Genomic DNA, 15,635 nt, shown 5'->3' with positions numbered 1-15,635 from the left:
TCTGTTTGGGGGATGAAATACTAATGAAAATAAAAATTTTATTGGCTTTTTTATTTTTAAATATTGTTTTTGCTAATCAGCTTCAAGAGGAAATGGACTCTTATGATAAAATTTTTGAAAAAATAAAGGAAAAAAGAAGCGGTCTTAGCGATATTGAGCTTTCGAGCATAAAAAATCCTTTTAAACAAGAACCTATCAAGACGATAACAGATCAAAATTTATCAATTATCACTCAAGCTTCAAAAGGGCTTAGTTTAAAAGCAATTTTATTAAACAAAGCAAATATTGATTCTAAATGGTATGCTGTCGGTGATATTGTTGATGGTTACAAAATAGCCAATATTACTAGAAATAGTGTTTTTTTAGTAAAAGGCGACGAAAAACAAGAGCTAATTTTAAAAAATGGAAGTAAAAATGTTGAGATTAAAATTAAATAAAATATTAATAATAGGTGCACTATTTTGCTTAAATATGAATTATGCTAGCGCCAATGAAAGTAGTTGTTTAAGCAAGAATTTTAATATGAAAATTTCAGATGATGTTGCGCTAGTAGATGTGTTGAATCAGCTTTCAGAGATGTGTAACTTCAGTATTGTTGCAAAGGATACTTATAGCAAAACAGAGCTAAAAGATAAAGTTTTTGGCGTTAATATCAGAAATATGAGTCTCAGCGAAGTTTTTGACCTGCTTTTAAGTGAGAAAAATTTAAGCTACGAGTTTTCAAATAATGTATTAAAAATTTCATCTTTAAAAACTCAAATTTTTAAACTAGATTATATAACTTCTATTAGAGAAGGAACTGCTGTCACCCAAGCTTCAGTGGATGCTACTCCATCTGAAATTTCTAGTGGTTCAAGTAGTAGCGATAATTCTCAAGATGATAGTTCCCAAGGCTCAAGCAACCTTATAAAAACTACCGAAAGGTTTGACTTTTGGGAAAAACTAGATGCTGAGCTTAAAGCTATTTTAAATAATAGTAGCGAACATATCACAGCGCCTGATCCTATCATAAATCAAAACGCAGGCCTTATCACTGTTACGGCCACTCCTTCTCAACTTAAGCGAGTCGAAAAATATATAGATGAAATGCAAAAAAGACTAAAAAAACAAGTAATTATTGATGTTTCTATTATTTCAGTTGAATTAAATAATGAATATAAGCAAGGTGTTGATTGGAGTAAATTTGAACTTGGGTTTAATACATACATTGGTAATTCAAGAAATAATCCGAGCTCAAGTGCAACTTGGACAAATAAAGGCAATAGCCTAAGTGATGGATTTGGCCGTACATTAAACATTGCAGCTAATTTAAATTTTAGCCTTGATGGAATGATAAATTTTCTTGAAACAAATGGAAAGACAAAGGTTATATCAAGTCCAAAAGTAACAACACTTAATAATCAGCAAGCACTAATCTCAGTTGGTGATAATATAAACTACCGTGTTCAACAAAAGACTGACAATGGAAACAGCAATAGCGATAGGCTGACAACTACTTATAAACAATACTCTGTTTTTATAGGCATATTATTAAATTTACTACCAGAAGTTTCTGATAACAACAAAATCATGCTTCGAATCAATCCATCGCTTAGTAACTTTAAATACGCTGAAGACGACACAAGACAAAATGCGTTAAGAGAGATTGCTCCAGATACAGTGCAAAAGAAGCTTTCAACTGTTGTTCAAGTTGATAGCGGTGATACTATTATTCTTGGTGGATTAATAGGCCAGACAAAGGGTAAAAACAATACTTCCGTACCTCTTCTTTCTGATATCCCACTTATAGGTGGTGTCTTTAAAAGCACAAGAGACAATATAAAAACAACAGAGCTTATCTTTGTCATCACTCCTCATGTAGTTGATTTTGACAAAAAAAAGCCACTTAATCAATCATTAAAAGACTTAGGTTTTTCTAAAACGATCTATGAATAATAAGAATATTTATACGGATATAAAAGATATCTTTATCAACGAAGACGAAGTAGCTGATTTTGTTAATCTAGATAACTCAATCACTTGTTACAATAAGATCGTCTCGGCTCTAAAAAAGCCATTAAAACTTATACTTTTTTATGGCAAGCCTGGCAGTGGAAAGACCTTTTTGTTAAACAAGATAGCCTCTGATCTTCAAAAGGATAAAAAATTAATTTTTTTTCCACATCCTTTTTTTAGCGAGGCTACATTTATAGAAGCTCTTTGTGAGGATATATACGGAAATAAGCTTGATAATATAAATAATTTTGAAAGTTTTGTTGCACACTACTCAAAAGAATTTAAAAATAAAGATGAAATTTTACAAAACCAAATAGTTGTCATCCTGGATGAAGCACAACTTTATCCTACTGAACTGATCGAAAAAATAAGGCTAATGGCCGATACAAGATTATTTAAATTTCTATTTACGATTCATAAAACTGAAAATGAAGATGTGTTAGCAAAGGACTATTTTCAAACTAGAATTTGGGAGAGTATAGAGCTTGGAAGTGCAAACACGAATGAAATCATAGTCTATTTGCAAAGAAAAATAGGACAAAAGGGCTACGATAAATACCTAAATTTTCAGAAAAAAGACTATGACAAAGCCTATGAGCTTTGTTGCGGAAATCTACGCACACTAAATAAAATTATGTATAAATTTTATGAAATTTGTGAATATTACGAACAAAATCAGCCATCAAAATTAAGTAGCGAGGACGCAAATATTAAAATTTTGACAATGTCTGCACTTGATACAGGAATAATTCATGCTTGAATTACAAGAAATTCAAAGGCTAGAAAAGCTCTATGAAGATTACGAAAAAAAGAATAAAAATAGTCTTTTAAAATTGTTATCACATAAAAAGCTAGGCCTTTTAATAATTACGATCTTGCTAATTACTTTTATCTTTGGTGCTTTTTTATTTTTCTCAAATGCTAAAAACAAAAAAGAAACAACCAATATTCCAACTTTGGTTGAGAAAAATTTGACAATACAAACAGATATAACAGATATAAAAGAAAAGAGCATAACCTTTGCTGAAACTAATGTCAGCAAAAATATTTTAGAAGATGGCAAGCAAAAAAGCGAGCAGGCAAAAGAGAGATTTGAATCAGATAAAAAACAAGATGAACTCGCCGAGAAAATAGCTAAAAAGCTAGAACAATCCATAAAGCTAAATGAAGATAATAAAGAGCAGGCATCAGATAAAAAACAAAGAAGTGGTGGCGGTTGGCTAAAGCTAAATTTACCAACCGAAAATGAAAATATGCAAAATGAACAGCCTCTACCAAATGAAGAGATAATAGAACTAGAACCAAAAGCAAAGCCAAAAATTGATATTCAAATTTCAAGTGAAAACAATGAAATTTCTATGCTAAAAGAAAATTTTAATAAAAGCAAAAATCCAGAAACCGCACTTAAAATAGCAAGAAAATGCTATCAAGATAAAAGATATAGCGATACTATAAAATGGGCACTATCGGCAAATAATTTAGATAGTAGCATTGAGGAGTCTTGGGTTATGTTTGCTAAGGCAAAATATATGCTAAAACAAAAAGATGACGCATTGCGTGCATTAGAAGAATATAATAAAAATAAAAATAAGCCCGAGATAAATGAGCTAATAAATAAGATAAAAAGCGATACGTTGTGAAATTTTTGCTCGTTATATTTTTATCATTAAATGCCTTTGCGCTTGGGACTGCTGACATTAAAAGTTATTTTGAAAAAGCTGAATATCCTAAAATTTGCAATCAAAAAATACAAGATCTTTTAAAAGATTCACAAAATGAAGAATTTCTTAATATCTTTGGCATATCTTGCTTAAAAACAAATGATATAGATAGGCTCGCTCTTCCAGCAAGCAAACTATCAAAAACGCAAAGTTCAAGAGAGAATGCAGCATATTTTGCAGATATATTGCTTAAAAAAAAGCTATTGCTTCATGCTATCTTGGATGGGGCTGATATAAGCTATATTAGGCTTCCAAAGAGCGATTACATTCTTTCATTTATATTTGATAAATTTGTCAAAAAAGAATACATTGAGGAGCTTGGCGTATTTATTTTTGAAGAGCCAAATTCAGATACAAGATATGAACTTAGTACAATCGTTAGCCCAAATTTTGCAAAAATGATTTTAAAAATTTTTAAAAATGACGATCTTACTTCGCAGATTGAGTATAGATAAAGAGAAGAGATGAATAATTTAGAGAATTTAACACTAAAAACATTAGAGCAACTTAATAAACTAAATGATGAGCAAATTTTAAAGATTATAGAGATAAAAAAGATAAACGAAAAAAGTCTTTTGGCTATTTTGCTTGAAGAAAATATGCTAGAAGAAGAGATTTTTTTTGAAATTCTATCTGATATTTATAGAAGAGGACACACTGACATTGATGAAATTTCGACTAGTCTTCAGATAGATCAAAAGCGCTTTATTCAATATGTATGTGATAAATTTAAAATCACATTTTTTGATCTTGATGATATAGATATCGACTACCGTATCAGTGAAAAGCTAAGTACCTCGCAGCTAAAATCATATAACGCCATACCCGTAAAAGAAGACGAGATAAGCGTTTATGTTGCTTTTAAAAATCCTTTTGACGTGATCATTCAAGATAAAGTTCAAAATTTATTTAACAGAAAGCTATTAAAAGTAGCTTGCGCAGATCCAGCCCAGATAGAAAAATATATAAACAAAATAGCTCTTAATGAAAGCATAAAGGACGTTATTACAGAGATCAGAAAAGAGCTTTCAAGCTCCAGTAGCCAAGGGCAAAGCACAGAAAGTTCTGGAATTTTAAAGCTAATTGAGATAATTTTAAAAACATCTATTCAAAGCAGAGCGAGCGATATCCACATCGAGCCAACCGAGACAAACTGTATCGTAAGAAGCAGGATAGATGGTATGCTAAGTGAGACATTTATATTTGATAAAGATATTTATCCTCCAATGGTAAGCCGAATGAAGCTACTTTCAAACATGGATATCGCGGAGCGCCGCCGCCCACAAGATGGTAGATTTTCAGCTCAAATTTTAGATAAAGAGTATGATTTTCGTATCTCTACGCTACCTATTTTAAACGGCGAAAGCATAGTTTTAAGAATTTTGGACAAATCAAAAGTTATCATAAACATTGAAGACCTTGGTATGCATCCAGATAACTTTGCTAAATTTAAAAAGAGCATGAAAGCGCCTTATGGCATCATCCTAGTTACTGGCCCAACAGGATCAGGAAAAACGACTACACTTTATGGTGCATTAAATGATATAAAAAGTGTAAAAACTAAGATTATTACCGTTGAAGATCCGGTCGAGTATCAGCTAAATATGATCCAACAAGTACATGTAAATGAGAAAGCTGGACTTACTTTTATCTCGGCTCTTCGCTCTATTTTAAGGCAAGATCCAGACATTATTATGATAGGTGAGATCAGAGATCAAGAGACGCTTAGAATCGCAATTCAAGCAGCACTAACTGGCCACTTGGTTTTTTCTACACTTCATACAAACGACGCTATTAGCGCTTTACCTCGTATGGTTGATATGGGCATTGAGCCATATCTAGTAAGTGGTGCATTAGTTTGCATAGAGGCTCAAAGGCTTGTAAGAAAGCTTTGCCCGTATTGCAAACAAAAAGTCACGCTATCTCAAAAAGCTCTTGATGAGATTAAGAAATTTCTCCCTGAAGATTATCAGTTTTATAAAAGCGTAGGTTGCCAGCACTGCTCACAAACTGGATATCTGGGGCGTGAAATGATAAGCGAAATATTATCTATCAGCGATCATATAGCAAGTATCGTAGCAAACAACGCCTCAAAAGAAGAGCTTAAAAAGGCCGCCTATGACGAAGGCTTTATAGATATGTTCCATGATGGCGTTATACGCGCAGCAAATGGTGTAACAACAATCGAAGAAGTATATAGAGTTGCCAAGATATGAAATTTTATGAAATAGAATATATAAAAGATGGCAAACGCCAAAAGATGAGCCTAAAGGCCAATAGCAAAAATGATGTTAAAAATCGTGCAAATATTCAAGGCATGATAGTAAAGATCAAAGAAACTCAGGTCTCAAGTATTAACAATGATTTTTTGGACTTGCAAGAAAAATTTAACAAAATTTTCTCTTCTTCAAAAGTAAAAATTCCAGCTCTAGTCGCTACCATAAGGCAACTTAGCGTTATGACTAATGCTGGCATATCAATACATGATGGCATAAAAGAGACAGCAAATGCTACCGAGGATAAAAGGCTAAAAACAATATTTCAAACACTAGATGAAGACCTAAATCAAGGTGCAAGTTTAACTCAAAGTATAGAAAATTTTCAAGAAGAGCTAGGCGATGTCACTGTCGCTATGGTAAGGCTTGGAGAGAGTACTGGTAATATGGCCGACGCATTATCAAAGCTAGCTGCTATCTTGCAAGAAGTCTGGGATAACCAGCAAAAATTTAAAAAAGCCATAAGGTATCCAATAACCGTAATATGCTCTATAATTTTGGCTTTTATTGTGCTCATGACATCAGTTGTTCCACAATTTCGAGAAATTTTTAGCCAGCTTAATGCCGACCTACCTCTTCCTACTAAAATTTTACTAAACATTGAATACATAATGAGCAATTACGGTATATATATAATAGTTGTTCTTGTCGCATTTGCTTTTTTGCTAAAAAGGCAATATTCAAATGATGAAAATTTTAGAGATAAGGTCGATAAATATCTACTAAAAGTCTATCTTGTAGGTAAGATAATATTTTTTGCAAATATGAGTAGATTTAATCTAATCTTTACAGAGCTTGTTCGCGCTGGACTTCCTATCGCTGATGCGCTAGATACTGCCGTTGTAACTGTTTCAAATCAAGACATAAGAAATAAGCTAACTGCCGTAAAAGTACTGGTTGGTCGCGGCATAAGCTTAACCGAGGCCTTTAGGCAAACTGGGCTTTATGAGGGTATGCTTATACAAATGATAGGAGCTGGCGAACAAAGTGGTAGCTTAGATGACATGACACAAAAAGTTACTGATTATTATAGAGTGAAATTTAATGATATTATTGATAATATTTCAAACTATATTGAGCCGATACTACTAATATTTATCGCAGCTATGGTGCTTTTGCTCGCCCTTGGTATATTTATGCCAATGTGGGATATGGCAAAAGCTGTTAAAAATTAAATCAACATTTAAAGGAGTAAAATGCCTATAGAAAGAGAATATGGCGTTGATGAGAACGCATTTTTAGTTTCAAAAACAGATACAAAAGGAAGGATTACTTATTGCAACGAGCCTTTTTTAAATATCGTAGGAGTAAAACAAGGTGATCTCTTGGGAAAACCGCACAATATAATAAGACACGCTGATATGCCAAGAGTTATTTTCAAGCTACTTTGGGAACGAATACAAAATAAAGAGGAAATTTTTGCCTTTATTAAAAATAAAACTCTTAACGGTGGATTTTACTGGGTATTTGGCAATATCACAGCCTCACTTGATCAACAAGATAATATCGTTGGATACTATTCTGTTAGACGTAAGCCAAATGCAAAAGCGATAGAGACCATAAAACCACTTTATGCAAAACTACTTGAGCTAGAACGAGATGGCGGTATTGAAGCATCTAAAAAATATTTATTTAATTTTTTGGAAGAAAAATCAACAAGCTATGATGAATTTATAAACAACTTACAAAGGCTCTAGATATGTTTAAGAAAAAATCAAATGCAATAAATGAGATTTTAAGTGTTGTCAAATCGGCAAGCAATGGCATACTAGAGCCTCGCATTGTAAATGTTGGAGAAAAGGACGAGATGTATGAAGTCGCCCTTGGCATAAATGATTTATTAGATCAAGTTGAGGCGCTTCAACGTGAAATTTCAACCTCAGTCCAAGCTGCACAAAACTCAAAAACATATAGAAATATATTTGTAGAAGGGTTTAGGGGTTTATTTAAACGAAATGCCATATCTATGAGTAAGGGTGTCACAGGCATAAAAGACGGCCAAAAAAGCAAGGTTAGAGGTCTTCTATCAAGCGAGCTTGACAAACTTGGAAACGGCATAAATGGTATAAATTATGTAAGAGATGATCTAAACGAAAGTATCAAAAATTTAAGCCAAACGGCAACAGATGCTAGACAAACTGCACAAATAGCAAGAGAAAATATGTCAAACATCGTCGAGCTTAGTCAAAACATGGGAGAGCTTGATGGTCTAGTACAAAGCTGCTCGAATGCTACTGGCATGCTAAGCACTAGGGCTTCTGAAATAAGCTCTGTTTTAAATTTAATAAAAGATATTGCCGATCAGACAAATCTGCTTGCTCTTAACGCCGCCATTGAAGCTGCCCGCGCAGGAGAGCATGGACGTGGTTTTGCGGTAGTCGCTGATGAGGTAAGAAAACTAGCTGAAAACACACAAAAAGCCGCAAGCGACATAGAAGTCAATATAAAAACACTTCAGCAAGAGGTAAATGATATCGATGAAAATTCTAAAAAAATCGATGAAATTTCTAAACTAACAACACAAAATGTAGAAAATTTCAAAAAGGTATTGAGCGAGTTTAATGCAAACGCACAAAATACTGCTCAAACATCAAAATATGTCGAAAATAAAACCTTTGCTATAATCGCAAAAATTTCGCAAATTGCCTACAAAACTAAAGTGTACTCTGATCTTATAAACGAACAAGGATATAGTGAGGAAATACGTGATTTAGCGCAAAGTCTGCTAGATTGGTATGAGAACGAGAGTATAAGCGAACACAAGCAAAATAAGAATTTCGATAAGTCAAAAGAGCTTACAGCGTCGCTAAATAATGAAATTAAACTCTTGCTTGAGAAGTCAGCCTCTGGCTACAACGAACAAAATTTGAATTATTTTGTTGATAAATCTAAAAAAATAGAAGATCTAAGCGAGCAAATTTTTACTTCATATAACGAAATTTTTAAAGATAAAAACTAAAGTGTTAAATTATCTTTGATGTTTTTTGGGGTGGTCAAAAAATAACGCTTTTGCACTACCCTCTTTTAACTCACTAAATTTACATCCAAACTCAACGCAAAATATTCCAGAAGTTGGGATATTGTCTATTGATGAATCACTTAAATACTCGCAAATTTCAGTTATGCTTGGATTGTGTGTGATGATAAAAATTTCATCCAAACCCTCATCTATATTTTTGACAAATTTTAAAAGATCTTCAAAGCTTATATCATAAAGCTCATTTATAAGATCGATCTCTTCTTTAAATTTTAAAGTTTTGGCAATAATCTTTGCTGTTTGCTCGCATCTTTTGGCACTACTAGAAAAGATAGTCCCTGGCATCACATCATACATTTTTAGTCTATTTGCCATAAATTTAGCGTCCTCTTTGCCTTTTTGACTAAGCTCCCTTAAGGCATCTTTAGTTCCGTCCTTATTCTCATCAACCGCTTTTGAATGTCTTATGAAATAAATTTTACTCACTATCTCTCCTTTGAGAAATTCTTTATCAAGTAAAGCTCTTCTTTGCTAAATCCAGCTTTTAAGCGATCTTGCTCATTGATCTCTCTAACATTCTTAAATGAATTTGGATATAAACTTAAGATAATGTCAAAGTAGCTATTTTCGTCAATACCCTCTTTTTTGCAAGCAAACTTAAACCACTTATCGCCTTTATAAACATGAGAGACTTCCTCCTTTAAGATGACTTTTAGGCACTCTATTAGCTCTTCTTGCCCGCCCTCAGCTTCTAGTCTTTTGATGATGTGAGCGTTTGCATCAAGTCCATTTGCTTCCATATATCTTGGTAGTAGTGCCATACGGCTAGTTAGACTATCTGAAGTCTTTTGAAGTGCGATAAAAAGCCCGTCGTGCACACTTAGCTCGCCGTATCTACCGCCTCGTTTTAAGAGCAAATTTTCTATCATACAAAAGTGTCTAATCTCATCTTCAGCCACTTCTAGCCAGTCTTCATAAAATTCTCTTGGCAAATTTCTAAATCTATAACAAGCATCAAGCGCGATATCAATAGCACTAAATTCAATATGAGCTACCGAATGGATAAAATTTAAATTTTTATCTTTTGGCTTTACTTTTTTGTTTAGCTCTTTCATACTAACCACTTCACAAAATTTTGCGTAGCTAGGCGCTATTAGCTCGTTTGGTTTAGAGCTTTCACAAAAATTTATATTAAAATCTTGTTTAAATTTCTCATAAAATAGCTCAAATTTTAGAAATTTGAGCCCGATCTCGCCTTCATTTAAAATTTCCCAAATTTCATCAAAAAAATTCATATTTTCTCTTTATATAAATCTGTATTTACGAGTGTAAATTTATATAAATAATGCTTAAAATTTGAGCCTAGTATTTGTTTTAAAAGGTCTTTAGTAAAAATTTCTGTTTATTTTGCTTTGCCATATCCAGCAAATCTATTTGCTGCCAAGCAACTTGAATTTGAGCACCTTACAAGGTAGCTATTTATCTCTTGATTTCCTTTTAGATGCACATTTTTTTGTTTTAGATTCATATAGCTATGAATTATCTTTCCGCCAGAATTATGTATAAATTTTACTGTCTCATCGCCAAGGACAGCCGTAACTATGCCAACATGAGTGATATTTTTCTTATCTTTATTTTTCTGAACACCCTTACCAAGAGTATTTGAGAAAAATACAAGATCGCCTATTTTTGGATTTTTATGAGTAATTAAATTTTTACTTTCATAAAAATTATAGATCGCTTTTGACTTTCTACCGCCATTATCGTAGTAGCGATTTATTGTCTTTTCATCAAAATACATATTTTGATACTTTGCATTTACAATAGAAACAAATCCAGAGCAATCACCGCCCGCTCTTGTATTTAGGTATTTTTTAAAAAAAGAACCAAATTTTTTATCTTCTCTATCGTTGTCTTCATCTATGATTTCACCAATCATTTGCTCACTAAAATCAACACTTGAAGTTACGGTTTGATTTGTTTCATTTTGCGGAGTTGTCGGTTGATTAGAGGTAAAAGAACAACCTGTAAAAAATATAATACTAAGTATAAAAAAGATTTTTTTATTTATTGAATTTGACATATTTATATCCAAAATTTTAGTGTTTGCAATTTTAACTTTTAAACGTAAATGAACCGGAAATAGTGCTTTGCTTTCTTTATTCTAAGTTAAAAAGCAATATAATATCGGCAAAAAACATATTTTCTTAAGGCAAAAAACAATGATGCACTATTTAAAGATAAAAGGAAATGCCAAATTAAGTGGCGAAGTAAAAATAAGCGGTGCTAAAAATGCTGCTCTACCGATCATCGCCCTAACCTTACTTGCAAAAAAAAGTGTAAATTTAACAAATATTCCAAATGTCGCTGATATAAAAACGCTTTGCCAACTGCTAACTAACCTAGGAGCAAAGTGCGAATTTAAAGATAAAAACTCACTAAGCATAGACACAAGTGGTGTAAGCTCGACGACTGCAAATTATGATATCGTTAGAAAAATGCGCGCTTCTATCTTGACACTTGGACCGCTTCTTGCACGATTTGGGCACTGCGAAGTGAGCCTACCTGGAGGATGTGCGATTGGGCAAAGACCTATCGATCTGCATCTAAATGCGCTTGAAAAAATGGGAGCAAATATCGAAATAAAGCAAGGCTACGTCGTCGCAACAGCACCAAATGGACTAAAAGGCGCAAAGATCGTTTTTGATAAGATCACCGTAACTGGCAGCGAAAATATCATCATGGCTGCAGCTCTAGCGCACGGCACGACAGAGCTTTTTAACGTAGCACTTGAGCCTGAAGTGGTGCAAATTTGTGAAATTTTGGCTAAGAGTGGTGTTAAAATAGAAGGCATCGGCACAAGTGAACTAAAGATAACCGGAAGCGGCCAAAAATTGCTTGAAATTTGCGATATTGAAGTCATCCCTGATAGGATCGAGGCTGGCACATACCTTTGCGCTGGAGCTATAACAAATAGCAAAATTTCAGTCACAAAGGCAAATGCAGCTCATATGACGGCTATTTTAAATAAATTTGAAGAGATGGGCTTTGGTATCGAAGTAGACGGCAATAAGATCACGATATTGCCAGCAAAAGAGATAAAACCAGTAGAGATAAGAACCACCGAGTATCCGGGCTTTCCAACAGATATGCAAGCTCAATTTATGGCGCTTTGTCTTGCAGCAAATGGCGTTAGTACGATAGATGAGAGACTTTTTGAAAACCGCTTTATGCACGTTAGCGAGCTTGCTAGAATGGGAGCGGATATTAAATTAAATGGGCATATTGCAAGCGTTTATGCACCAGCTAAGCTAAATGCAGCCGATGTAATGGCGACAGATCTTAGAGCAAGCTCAGCGCTGATACTAGCTGCTCTTATAGCAAATGGTGAAAGCTTGGTACATAGAATTTATCACCTTGATAGAGGATACGAAAATTTAGAAGAGAAATTTCAAGGCCTTGGCGCAAAAATAGTTAGGCTTGAGGAGTAAAAATGCTAGTAAATGACGCACTTGAGGCTTTAAGGGCTAAATTTAAACCAAAAAATGAGAGTGAAATTTTACCTCTTAGCGAGGCTCTTGGCAAAACCTTAGCAAATGACGTGATAGCGGTCAAAGACCTGCCTTGCTTTGATAACTCAGCTCTTGATGGCTTTGCGGTTAAATTTGATGAAAAAGATGAGCCTTATAAGATCATCGCAAGTGCTTTTGCAGGCGATAAAGAGCAGCTAAGCATCGGCAAAAACGAGTGCGTGAAAATCATGACTGGTGCAAAGATACCAAAGGGTGCTGACACGGTAATGAGGTTTGAAGACTGCATCGTTGAGGGCGAGTTTGTAAAAGCGCCAGAGAAGCTTAAAAAATGTGATGCCTACCGCTTTAAAGGCGAAGAGGCAAAAATAGGCGAGATCTTGCTAAAAAGTGATGAAATTTTAAATACTAGAAGCGTGATGATGCTAGCAGCTCAGGGCATAAGCTTTATAGATGTAAAAAAGCAGCCAAGCATCGCAGTTTACTCAAGCGGAAACGAGATCATTGAGCCTTGGCAAAGAGCGAGTGAGGATGAAATTTACAACGCAAATGCCTTTGGTATCACTGCACTTTTAAGCTCCATTGGTCAAAAAAGCTCATATCTTGGCATCATAAAAGATGAACTTAGCGCCGTAAAAGAGGCATTTTTAAACACTGCAAACTACGACATTGTTATCTGCTCTGGCGGAGCGAGTGCTGGCGAGGCTGACTTTATGAAGATAGCCCTAAGCGAGCTTGGGTACAGCGAAATTTTCTCTCACCTTAAAATAAGACCTGGCAGACCTTGTAAGGCTTATGAAAAAGATGGCAAGCTTGTCTTTGTGCTCCCTGGAAATCCAATGGCAGCATATCTATGCCTAATGATGCTTGTTTTACCACTTTTAAAAGACGAATGTTTTGTGACGCAAAAAGCAGTAAATGGTGAAAATTTAAAGGTAAAATCTGGCAGAGCAAATGCTGTATTTGGCAATGTAACTGGTGGCAAATTTATAGCAACTGACGGTGGAAAATATGGCTCAGGCATGATAAAACATATCTTAAAGAGTGATTTTGTCTTGATAACCAGCCCAGATCAAAGTGAAATTTTGAAAAATGATGAAATTTCACTAATAAAACTTCCATAATCCTTGACAAATGAAAAACAATCTGATAAAATGCGGACTTCATTTTCATTGCGGGAATAGCTCAGGGGTAGAGCACAACCTTGCCAAGGTTGGGGTCGCGAGTTCGAATCTCGTTTCCCGCTCCATCTTTTTTATACTCATTTTTTTATTTTCAACAAAACTTTTTGCAAATGAAGTCAGCATCTATCCGATGTATTGCATCGTGAATGACCAAATTTCACTTCGCACGCTCGGCTTTGACGGCGAAGATAACGAAATTTTAAACTTAGAGGGCATGAGAGCGGCCAAGATAGATAGCAAAAGACTCTATGAAATTTTAACTTCAAATTTTAAAACATATAAAGATAAAAGCGGCGGAAGCGTAGTCTTTGTCAAAAACTGCCAGATCATGGACGAAATTCAGATGCACTTTCTAAAAGCGATCAGCGACGAGTATCCAGGCATCAGCGTGAACGATCTTAGCATAAGTCCACAAAACAAACTCCCAGCAAATTTCAAAGATCTAGTCTTTAAAAACATATTTTTAAGCGATCAAAATAGCCAAAAAGGTGTCTTTAGAGCCTCATTTGAGGATGTTGATCTAAGCCTTAAAAGCCTTTATTTTAAATTTAGCTTTAACGCCAAAATGCCAGTTTTTATCGCTATAAATTCAATGAATACAAACCACATTTTAAGCCTACTTGACTATCAACCAACTATGATCGAGTTTAGCAAATGGCCAAAAGATGCACTTTCTAGCTCAAATAGCTTGGCTCTTATAACAAAAGTACAGATAAAAAGCGGTGAAATTTTAACCAAGCGCCAGTTTAACGCTATAAGCTTAGTCAAAAAAGGTCAAATGCTAAATGCAGTTTTGAGCGAGGATGGCGTTAAGATAATAGCTGAAGTAAAGGCACTTGAGGATGGAAATTTAGGTGATATGATAAAGATAAGAACAAAAGATAATAAAATTTTACAGGCCACAGTTTCAGGCAAAGATGAGGCAGTGATAAGATGAAAAAGATAGTATTTGCAGCCACTGGAGCAAGCGGGGCTGGACTCTTTTTAAAGCTTGTCAAGGCTGCCAAAGATAATTGCGAGGCGCATGTCATAGTGAGTAAAAATGCCATGAAAGTTTTAGAGGCTGAGGAGAATTTGAGGCTAAATTTAAATGGTCTTGGCGTAAAAATTTATGACAACCAAGATCTTGGCGCGGGTCCGGCTTCAGGCTCATTTGGCACTGATGCGATGATCATAGCGCCATGCTCTACCAACACGCTAGCAAAAGTTGCAAACGGCATAAGCGACACACTCATCACAAGGGCCGCAAGTGTCGCGCTAAAAGAGAGACAAAGGCTAGTTTTGGGAGTTAGAGAGATGCCGTTTTCCACGATCGTGCTTTCTCAAATGCAGCTTCTATCATCTCTTGGAACTATCATTGCACCGCCAGTTTTGGGCTACTACGCAGACATAAAAAGCCTTGATGATATGGAAAATTTCATCATTGGCAAGTGGCTTGATGCCTTAAAAATTGAAAATAATCTTTACAAAAGGTGGCAAATTTGAAAAAATCTTGCATCTATCCAGGTACATTTGATCCCATTACAAACGGCCATTTGGACGTTATCATAAGAGCTACAAAAATTTTTGACAAAGTGATCGTCGCAGTCGCAAAAAGTGACAGCAAACAGCCGATGTTTGCACATGAAAAACGCATAGAGATGGCAAAAGAGGCAGTTTGTGAGCTAAAAAACGTAAGCGTTCTTGGCTTTGATAACTTGCTTGTTGATTTTGCTAAGTCGCACGGCATAAACACCGTTATCAGAGGCCTTCGCGCGGTTAGTGACTTTGAGTATGAGCTACAAATCGGCTACGCAAACGCCGCACTTTGGGACGAATTTGAGACGGTTTATCTTATGCCAAGCTTAAATAACGCCTTCATCTCAAGCTCTATCGTCCGCTCAGTCTTGCGCCACGACGGCGATGTAAGCAATCTAGTGCCAGCAAAAATTCTTAAAAATTTAAAGGCGTAA

The 15,635-nt window shown here is 34.9% G+C and carries 17 protein-coding genes and 1 tRNA gene; 15 read left to right on the top strand and 3 right to left on the bottom strand.

Features of this window, described 5'->3' with window-relative positions; genetic code table 11:
* The 9 genes from FZ940_RS06615 to FZ940_RS06575 form a co-directional block, all read left to right on the top strand.
* On the top strand, nt 1-437 hold a 437-nt coding region (locus tag FZ940_RS06615), incomplete at its 5' end, for a hypothetical protein (RefSeq protein ID WP_222862001.1).
* A complete protein-coding gene (mshL, locus tag FZ940_RS06610; protein ID WP_084107949.1) occupies nt 415-1,935 on the top strand; it encodes a pilus (MSHA type) biogenesis protein MshL in 1,521 nt (506 codons plus the stop codon). The genes FZ940_RS06615 and mshL, both read left to right, overlap by 23 nt.
* Nucleotides 1,928-2,755 (top strand): ATP-binding protein, encoded by an 828-nt coding sequence (locus FZ940_RS06605; protein ID WP_054196616.1) that lies wholly within the window; start codon nt 1,928-1,930, stop codon nt 2,753-2,755. Before mshL ends, FZ940_RS06605 begins: the two co-directional genes overlap by 8 nt.
* Nucleotides 2,748-3,635 carry a transformation system protein gene (locus tag FZ940_RS06600; RefSeq protein ID WP_148821980.1) on the top strand — a complete coding sequence of 296 codons (888 nt, stop codon included), beginning with the start codon at nt 2,748-2,750 and terminating at the stop codon, nt 3,633-3,635. Before FZ940_RS06605 ends, FZ940_RS06600 begins: the two co-directional genes overlap by 8 nt.
* Nucleotides 3,632-4,171 carry a hypothetical protein gene (locus FZ940_RS06595; RefSeq protein ID WP_148821979.1) on the top strand — a complete coding sequence of 180 codons (540 nt, stop codon included), beginning with the start codon at nt 3,632-3,634 and terminating at the stop codon, nt 4,169-4,171. The genes FZ940_RS06600 and FZ940_RS06595 overlap by 4 nt, the downstream gene beginning before the upstream one ends.
* A gap of 9 nt (nt 4,172-4,180) precedes the next feature.
* On the top strand, nt 4,181-5,932 hold the full coding sequence (locus FZ940_RS06590; RefSeq protein ID WP_054196613.1) for a GspE/PulE family protein: 1,752 nt from the start codon (nt 4,181-4,183) through the stop codon (nt 5,930-5,932).
* On the top strand, nt 5,929-7,167 hold the full coding sequence (locus FZ940_RS06585; protein WP_103579980.1) for a type II secretion system F family protein: 1,239 nt from the start codon (nt 5,929-5,931) through the stop codon (nt 7,165-7,167). The genes FZ940_RS06590 and FZ940_RS06585 overlap by 4 nt, the downstream gene beginning before the upstream one ends.
* Before the next feature lie 21 nt (nt 7,168-7,188).
* Nucleotides 7,189-7,689 (top strand): PAS domain-containing protein, encoded by a 501-nt coding sequence (locus tag FZ940_RS06580; protein WP_148821978.1) that lies wholly within the window; start codon nt 7,189-7,191, stop codon nt 7,687-7,689.
* Between the two features lie 2 nt (nt 7,690-7,691).
* Nucleotides 7,692-8,951 (top strand): methyl-accepting chemotaxis protein, encoded by a 1,260-nt coding sequence (locus tag FZ940_RS06575; RefSeq protein ID WP_148821977.1) that lies wholly within the window; start codon nt 7,692-7,694, stop codon nt 8,949-8,951.
* A gap of 9 nt (nt 8,952-8,960) precedes the next feature.
* Here the strand turns inward: FZ940_RS06575 and FZ940_RS06570 are convergent, their stop codons facing one another.
* The 3 genes from FZ940_RS06570 to FZ940_RS06560 all read right to left on the bottom strand — a co-directional run bounded on the left by FZ940_RS06570 (nt 8,961) and on the right by FZ940_RS06560 (nt 11,052).
* Nucleotides 8,961-9,455 (bottom strand): SixA phosphatase family protein, encoded by a 495-nt coding sequence (locus FZ940_RS06570; protein ID WP_148821976.1) that lies wholly within the window; start codon nt 9,453-9,455, stop codon nt 8,961-8,963.
* Complete coding sequence (locus FZ940_RS06565; protein ID WP_148821975.1) at nt 9,455-10,264, bottom strand: ferritin-like domain-containing protein; 810 nt, start codon at nt 10,262-10,264, stop codon at nt 9,455-9,457. The genes FZ940_RS06570 and FZ940_RS06565 overlap by 1 nt, the downstream gene beginning before the upstream one ends.
* Nucleotides 10,265-10,371: 107 nt before the next feature.
* Entirely contained in the window at nt 10,372-11,052 is a 681-nt protein-coding gene (locus FZ940_RS06560) for an NlpC/P60 family protein (RefSeq protein ID WP_072594208.1), read from the bottom strand.
* 139 nt (nt 11,053-11,191) lie between these two features.
* Here FZ940_RS06560 and murA point away from each other — a divergent pair, with 139 nt between their 5' ends.
* The 6 genes from murA to coaD all read left to right on the top strand — a co-directional run bounded on the left by murA (nt 11,192) and on the right by coaD (nt 15,635).
* Nucleotides 11,192-12,460: a UDP-N-acetylglucosamine 1-carboxyvinyltransferase gene (murA, locus tag FZ940_RS06555; protein WP_148821974.1), complete on the top strand. Its 1,269-nt coding sequence runs from the start codon at nt 11,192-11,194 to the stop codon at nt 12,458-12,460.
* A gap of 2 nt (nt 12,461-12,462) precedes the next feature.
* Nucleotides 12,463-13,623 (top strand): molybdopterin molybdotransferase MoeA, encoded by a 1,161-nt coding sequence (locus FZ940_RS06550; protein WP_148821973.1) that lies wholly within the window; start codon nt 12,463-12,465, stop codon nt 13,621-13,623.
* Nucleotides 13,624-13,673: 50 nt separating this feature from the next.
* Nucleotides 13,674-13,748: transfer RNA gene (locus FZ940_RS06545), tRNA-Gly, on the top strand.
* A 65-nt stretch (nt 13,749-13,813) separates the two neighbouring features.
* Nucleotides 13,814-14,620, top strand: coding sequence for a flagellar basal body P-ring formation chaperone FlgA (flgA, locus tag FZ940_RS06540; RefSeq protein WP_148821972.1), 807 nt, complete (start codon nt 13,814-13,816; stop codon nt 14,618-14,620).
* Nucleotides 14,617-15,168, top strand: a complete 552-nt coding sequence (locus tag FZ940_RS06535; protein ID WP_107793025.1) for a UbiX family flavin prenyltransferase — start codon at nt 14,617-14,619, stop codon at nt 15,166-15,168. The genes flgA and FZ940_RS06535 overlap by 4 nt, the downstream gene beginning before the upstream one ends.
* Nucleotides 15,165-15,635, top strand: a complete 471-nt coding sequence (gene coaD / locus FZ940_RS06530; RefSeq protein ID WP_012001782.1) for a pantetheine-phosphate adenylyltransferase — start codon at nt 15,165-15,167, stop codon at nt 15,633-15,635. The genes FZ940_RS06535 and coaD overlap by 4 nt, the downstream gene beginning before the upstream one ends.

It is taken from the genome of Campylobacter concisus, from assembly GCF_902460415.1.
GTDB classification, from domain to species: domain Bacteria; phylum Campylobacterota; class Campylobacteria; order Campylobacterales; family Campylobacteraceae; genus Campylobacter_A; species Campylobacter_A concisus_Y.
The sequence above is the reverse complement of the archived record's forward strand: the minus strand, read 5'-3'. Positions and strand labels throughout refer to the sequence as shown.

Bases quoted from the DNA above. Each gene is read 5' to 3' on its own strand.
- FZ940_RS06575 (WP_148821977.1), top strand. From the start codon at position 7,692: ATGTTTAAGAAAAAATCAAATGCAATAAATGAGATTTTAAGTGTTGTC.
- FZ940_RS06550 (WP_148821973.1), top strand. From the start codon at position 12,463: ATGCTAGTAAATGACGCACTTGAGGCTTTAAGGGCTAAATTTAAACCA.
- FZ940_RS06565 (WP_148821975.1), bottom strand. From the start codon at position 10,264: ATGAATTTTTTTGATGAAATTTGGGAAATTTTAAATGAAGGCGAGATC.
- murA (WP_148821974.1), top strand. From the start codon at position 11,192: ATGATGCACTATTTAAAGATAAAAGGAAATGCCAAATTAAGTGGCGAA.
- FZ940_RS06535 (WP_107793025.1), top strand. From the start codon at position 14,617: ATGAAAAAGATAGTATTTGCAGCCACTGGAGCAAGCGGGGCTGGACTC.
- FZ940_RS06580 (WP_148821978.1), top strand. From the start codon at position 7,189: ATGCCTATAGAAAGAGAATATGGCGTTGATGAGAACGCATTTTTAGTT.
- mshL (WP_084107949.1), top strand. From the start codon at position 415: ATGTTGAGATTAAAATTAAATAAAATATTAATAATAGGTGCACTATTT.
- FZ940_RS06600 (WP_148821980.1), top strand. From the start codon at position 2,748: ATGCTTGAATTACAAGAAATTCAAAGGCTAGAAAAGCTCTATGAAGAT.
- FZ940_RS06560 (WP_072594208.1), bottom strand. From the start codon at position 11,052: ATGTCAAATTCAATAAATAAAAAAATCTTTTTTATACTTAGTATTATA.
- FZ940_RS06605 (WP_054196616.1), top strand. From the start codon at position 1,928: ATGAATAATAAGAATATTTATACGGATATAAAAGATATCTTTATCAAC.
- FZ940_RS06585 (WP_103579980.1), top strand. From the start codon at position 5,929: ATGAAATTTTATGAAATAGAATATATAAAAGATGGCAAACGCCAAAAG.
- flgA (WP_148821972.1), top strand. From the start codon at position 13,814: ATGTATTGCATCGTGAATGACCAAATTTCACTTCGCACGCTCGGCTTT.
- FZ940_RS06590 (WP_054196613.1), top strand. From the start codon at position 4,181: ATGAATAATTTAGAGAATTTAACACTAAAAACATTAGAGCAACTTAAT.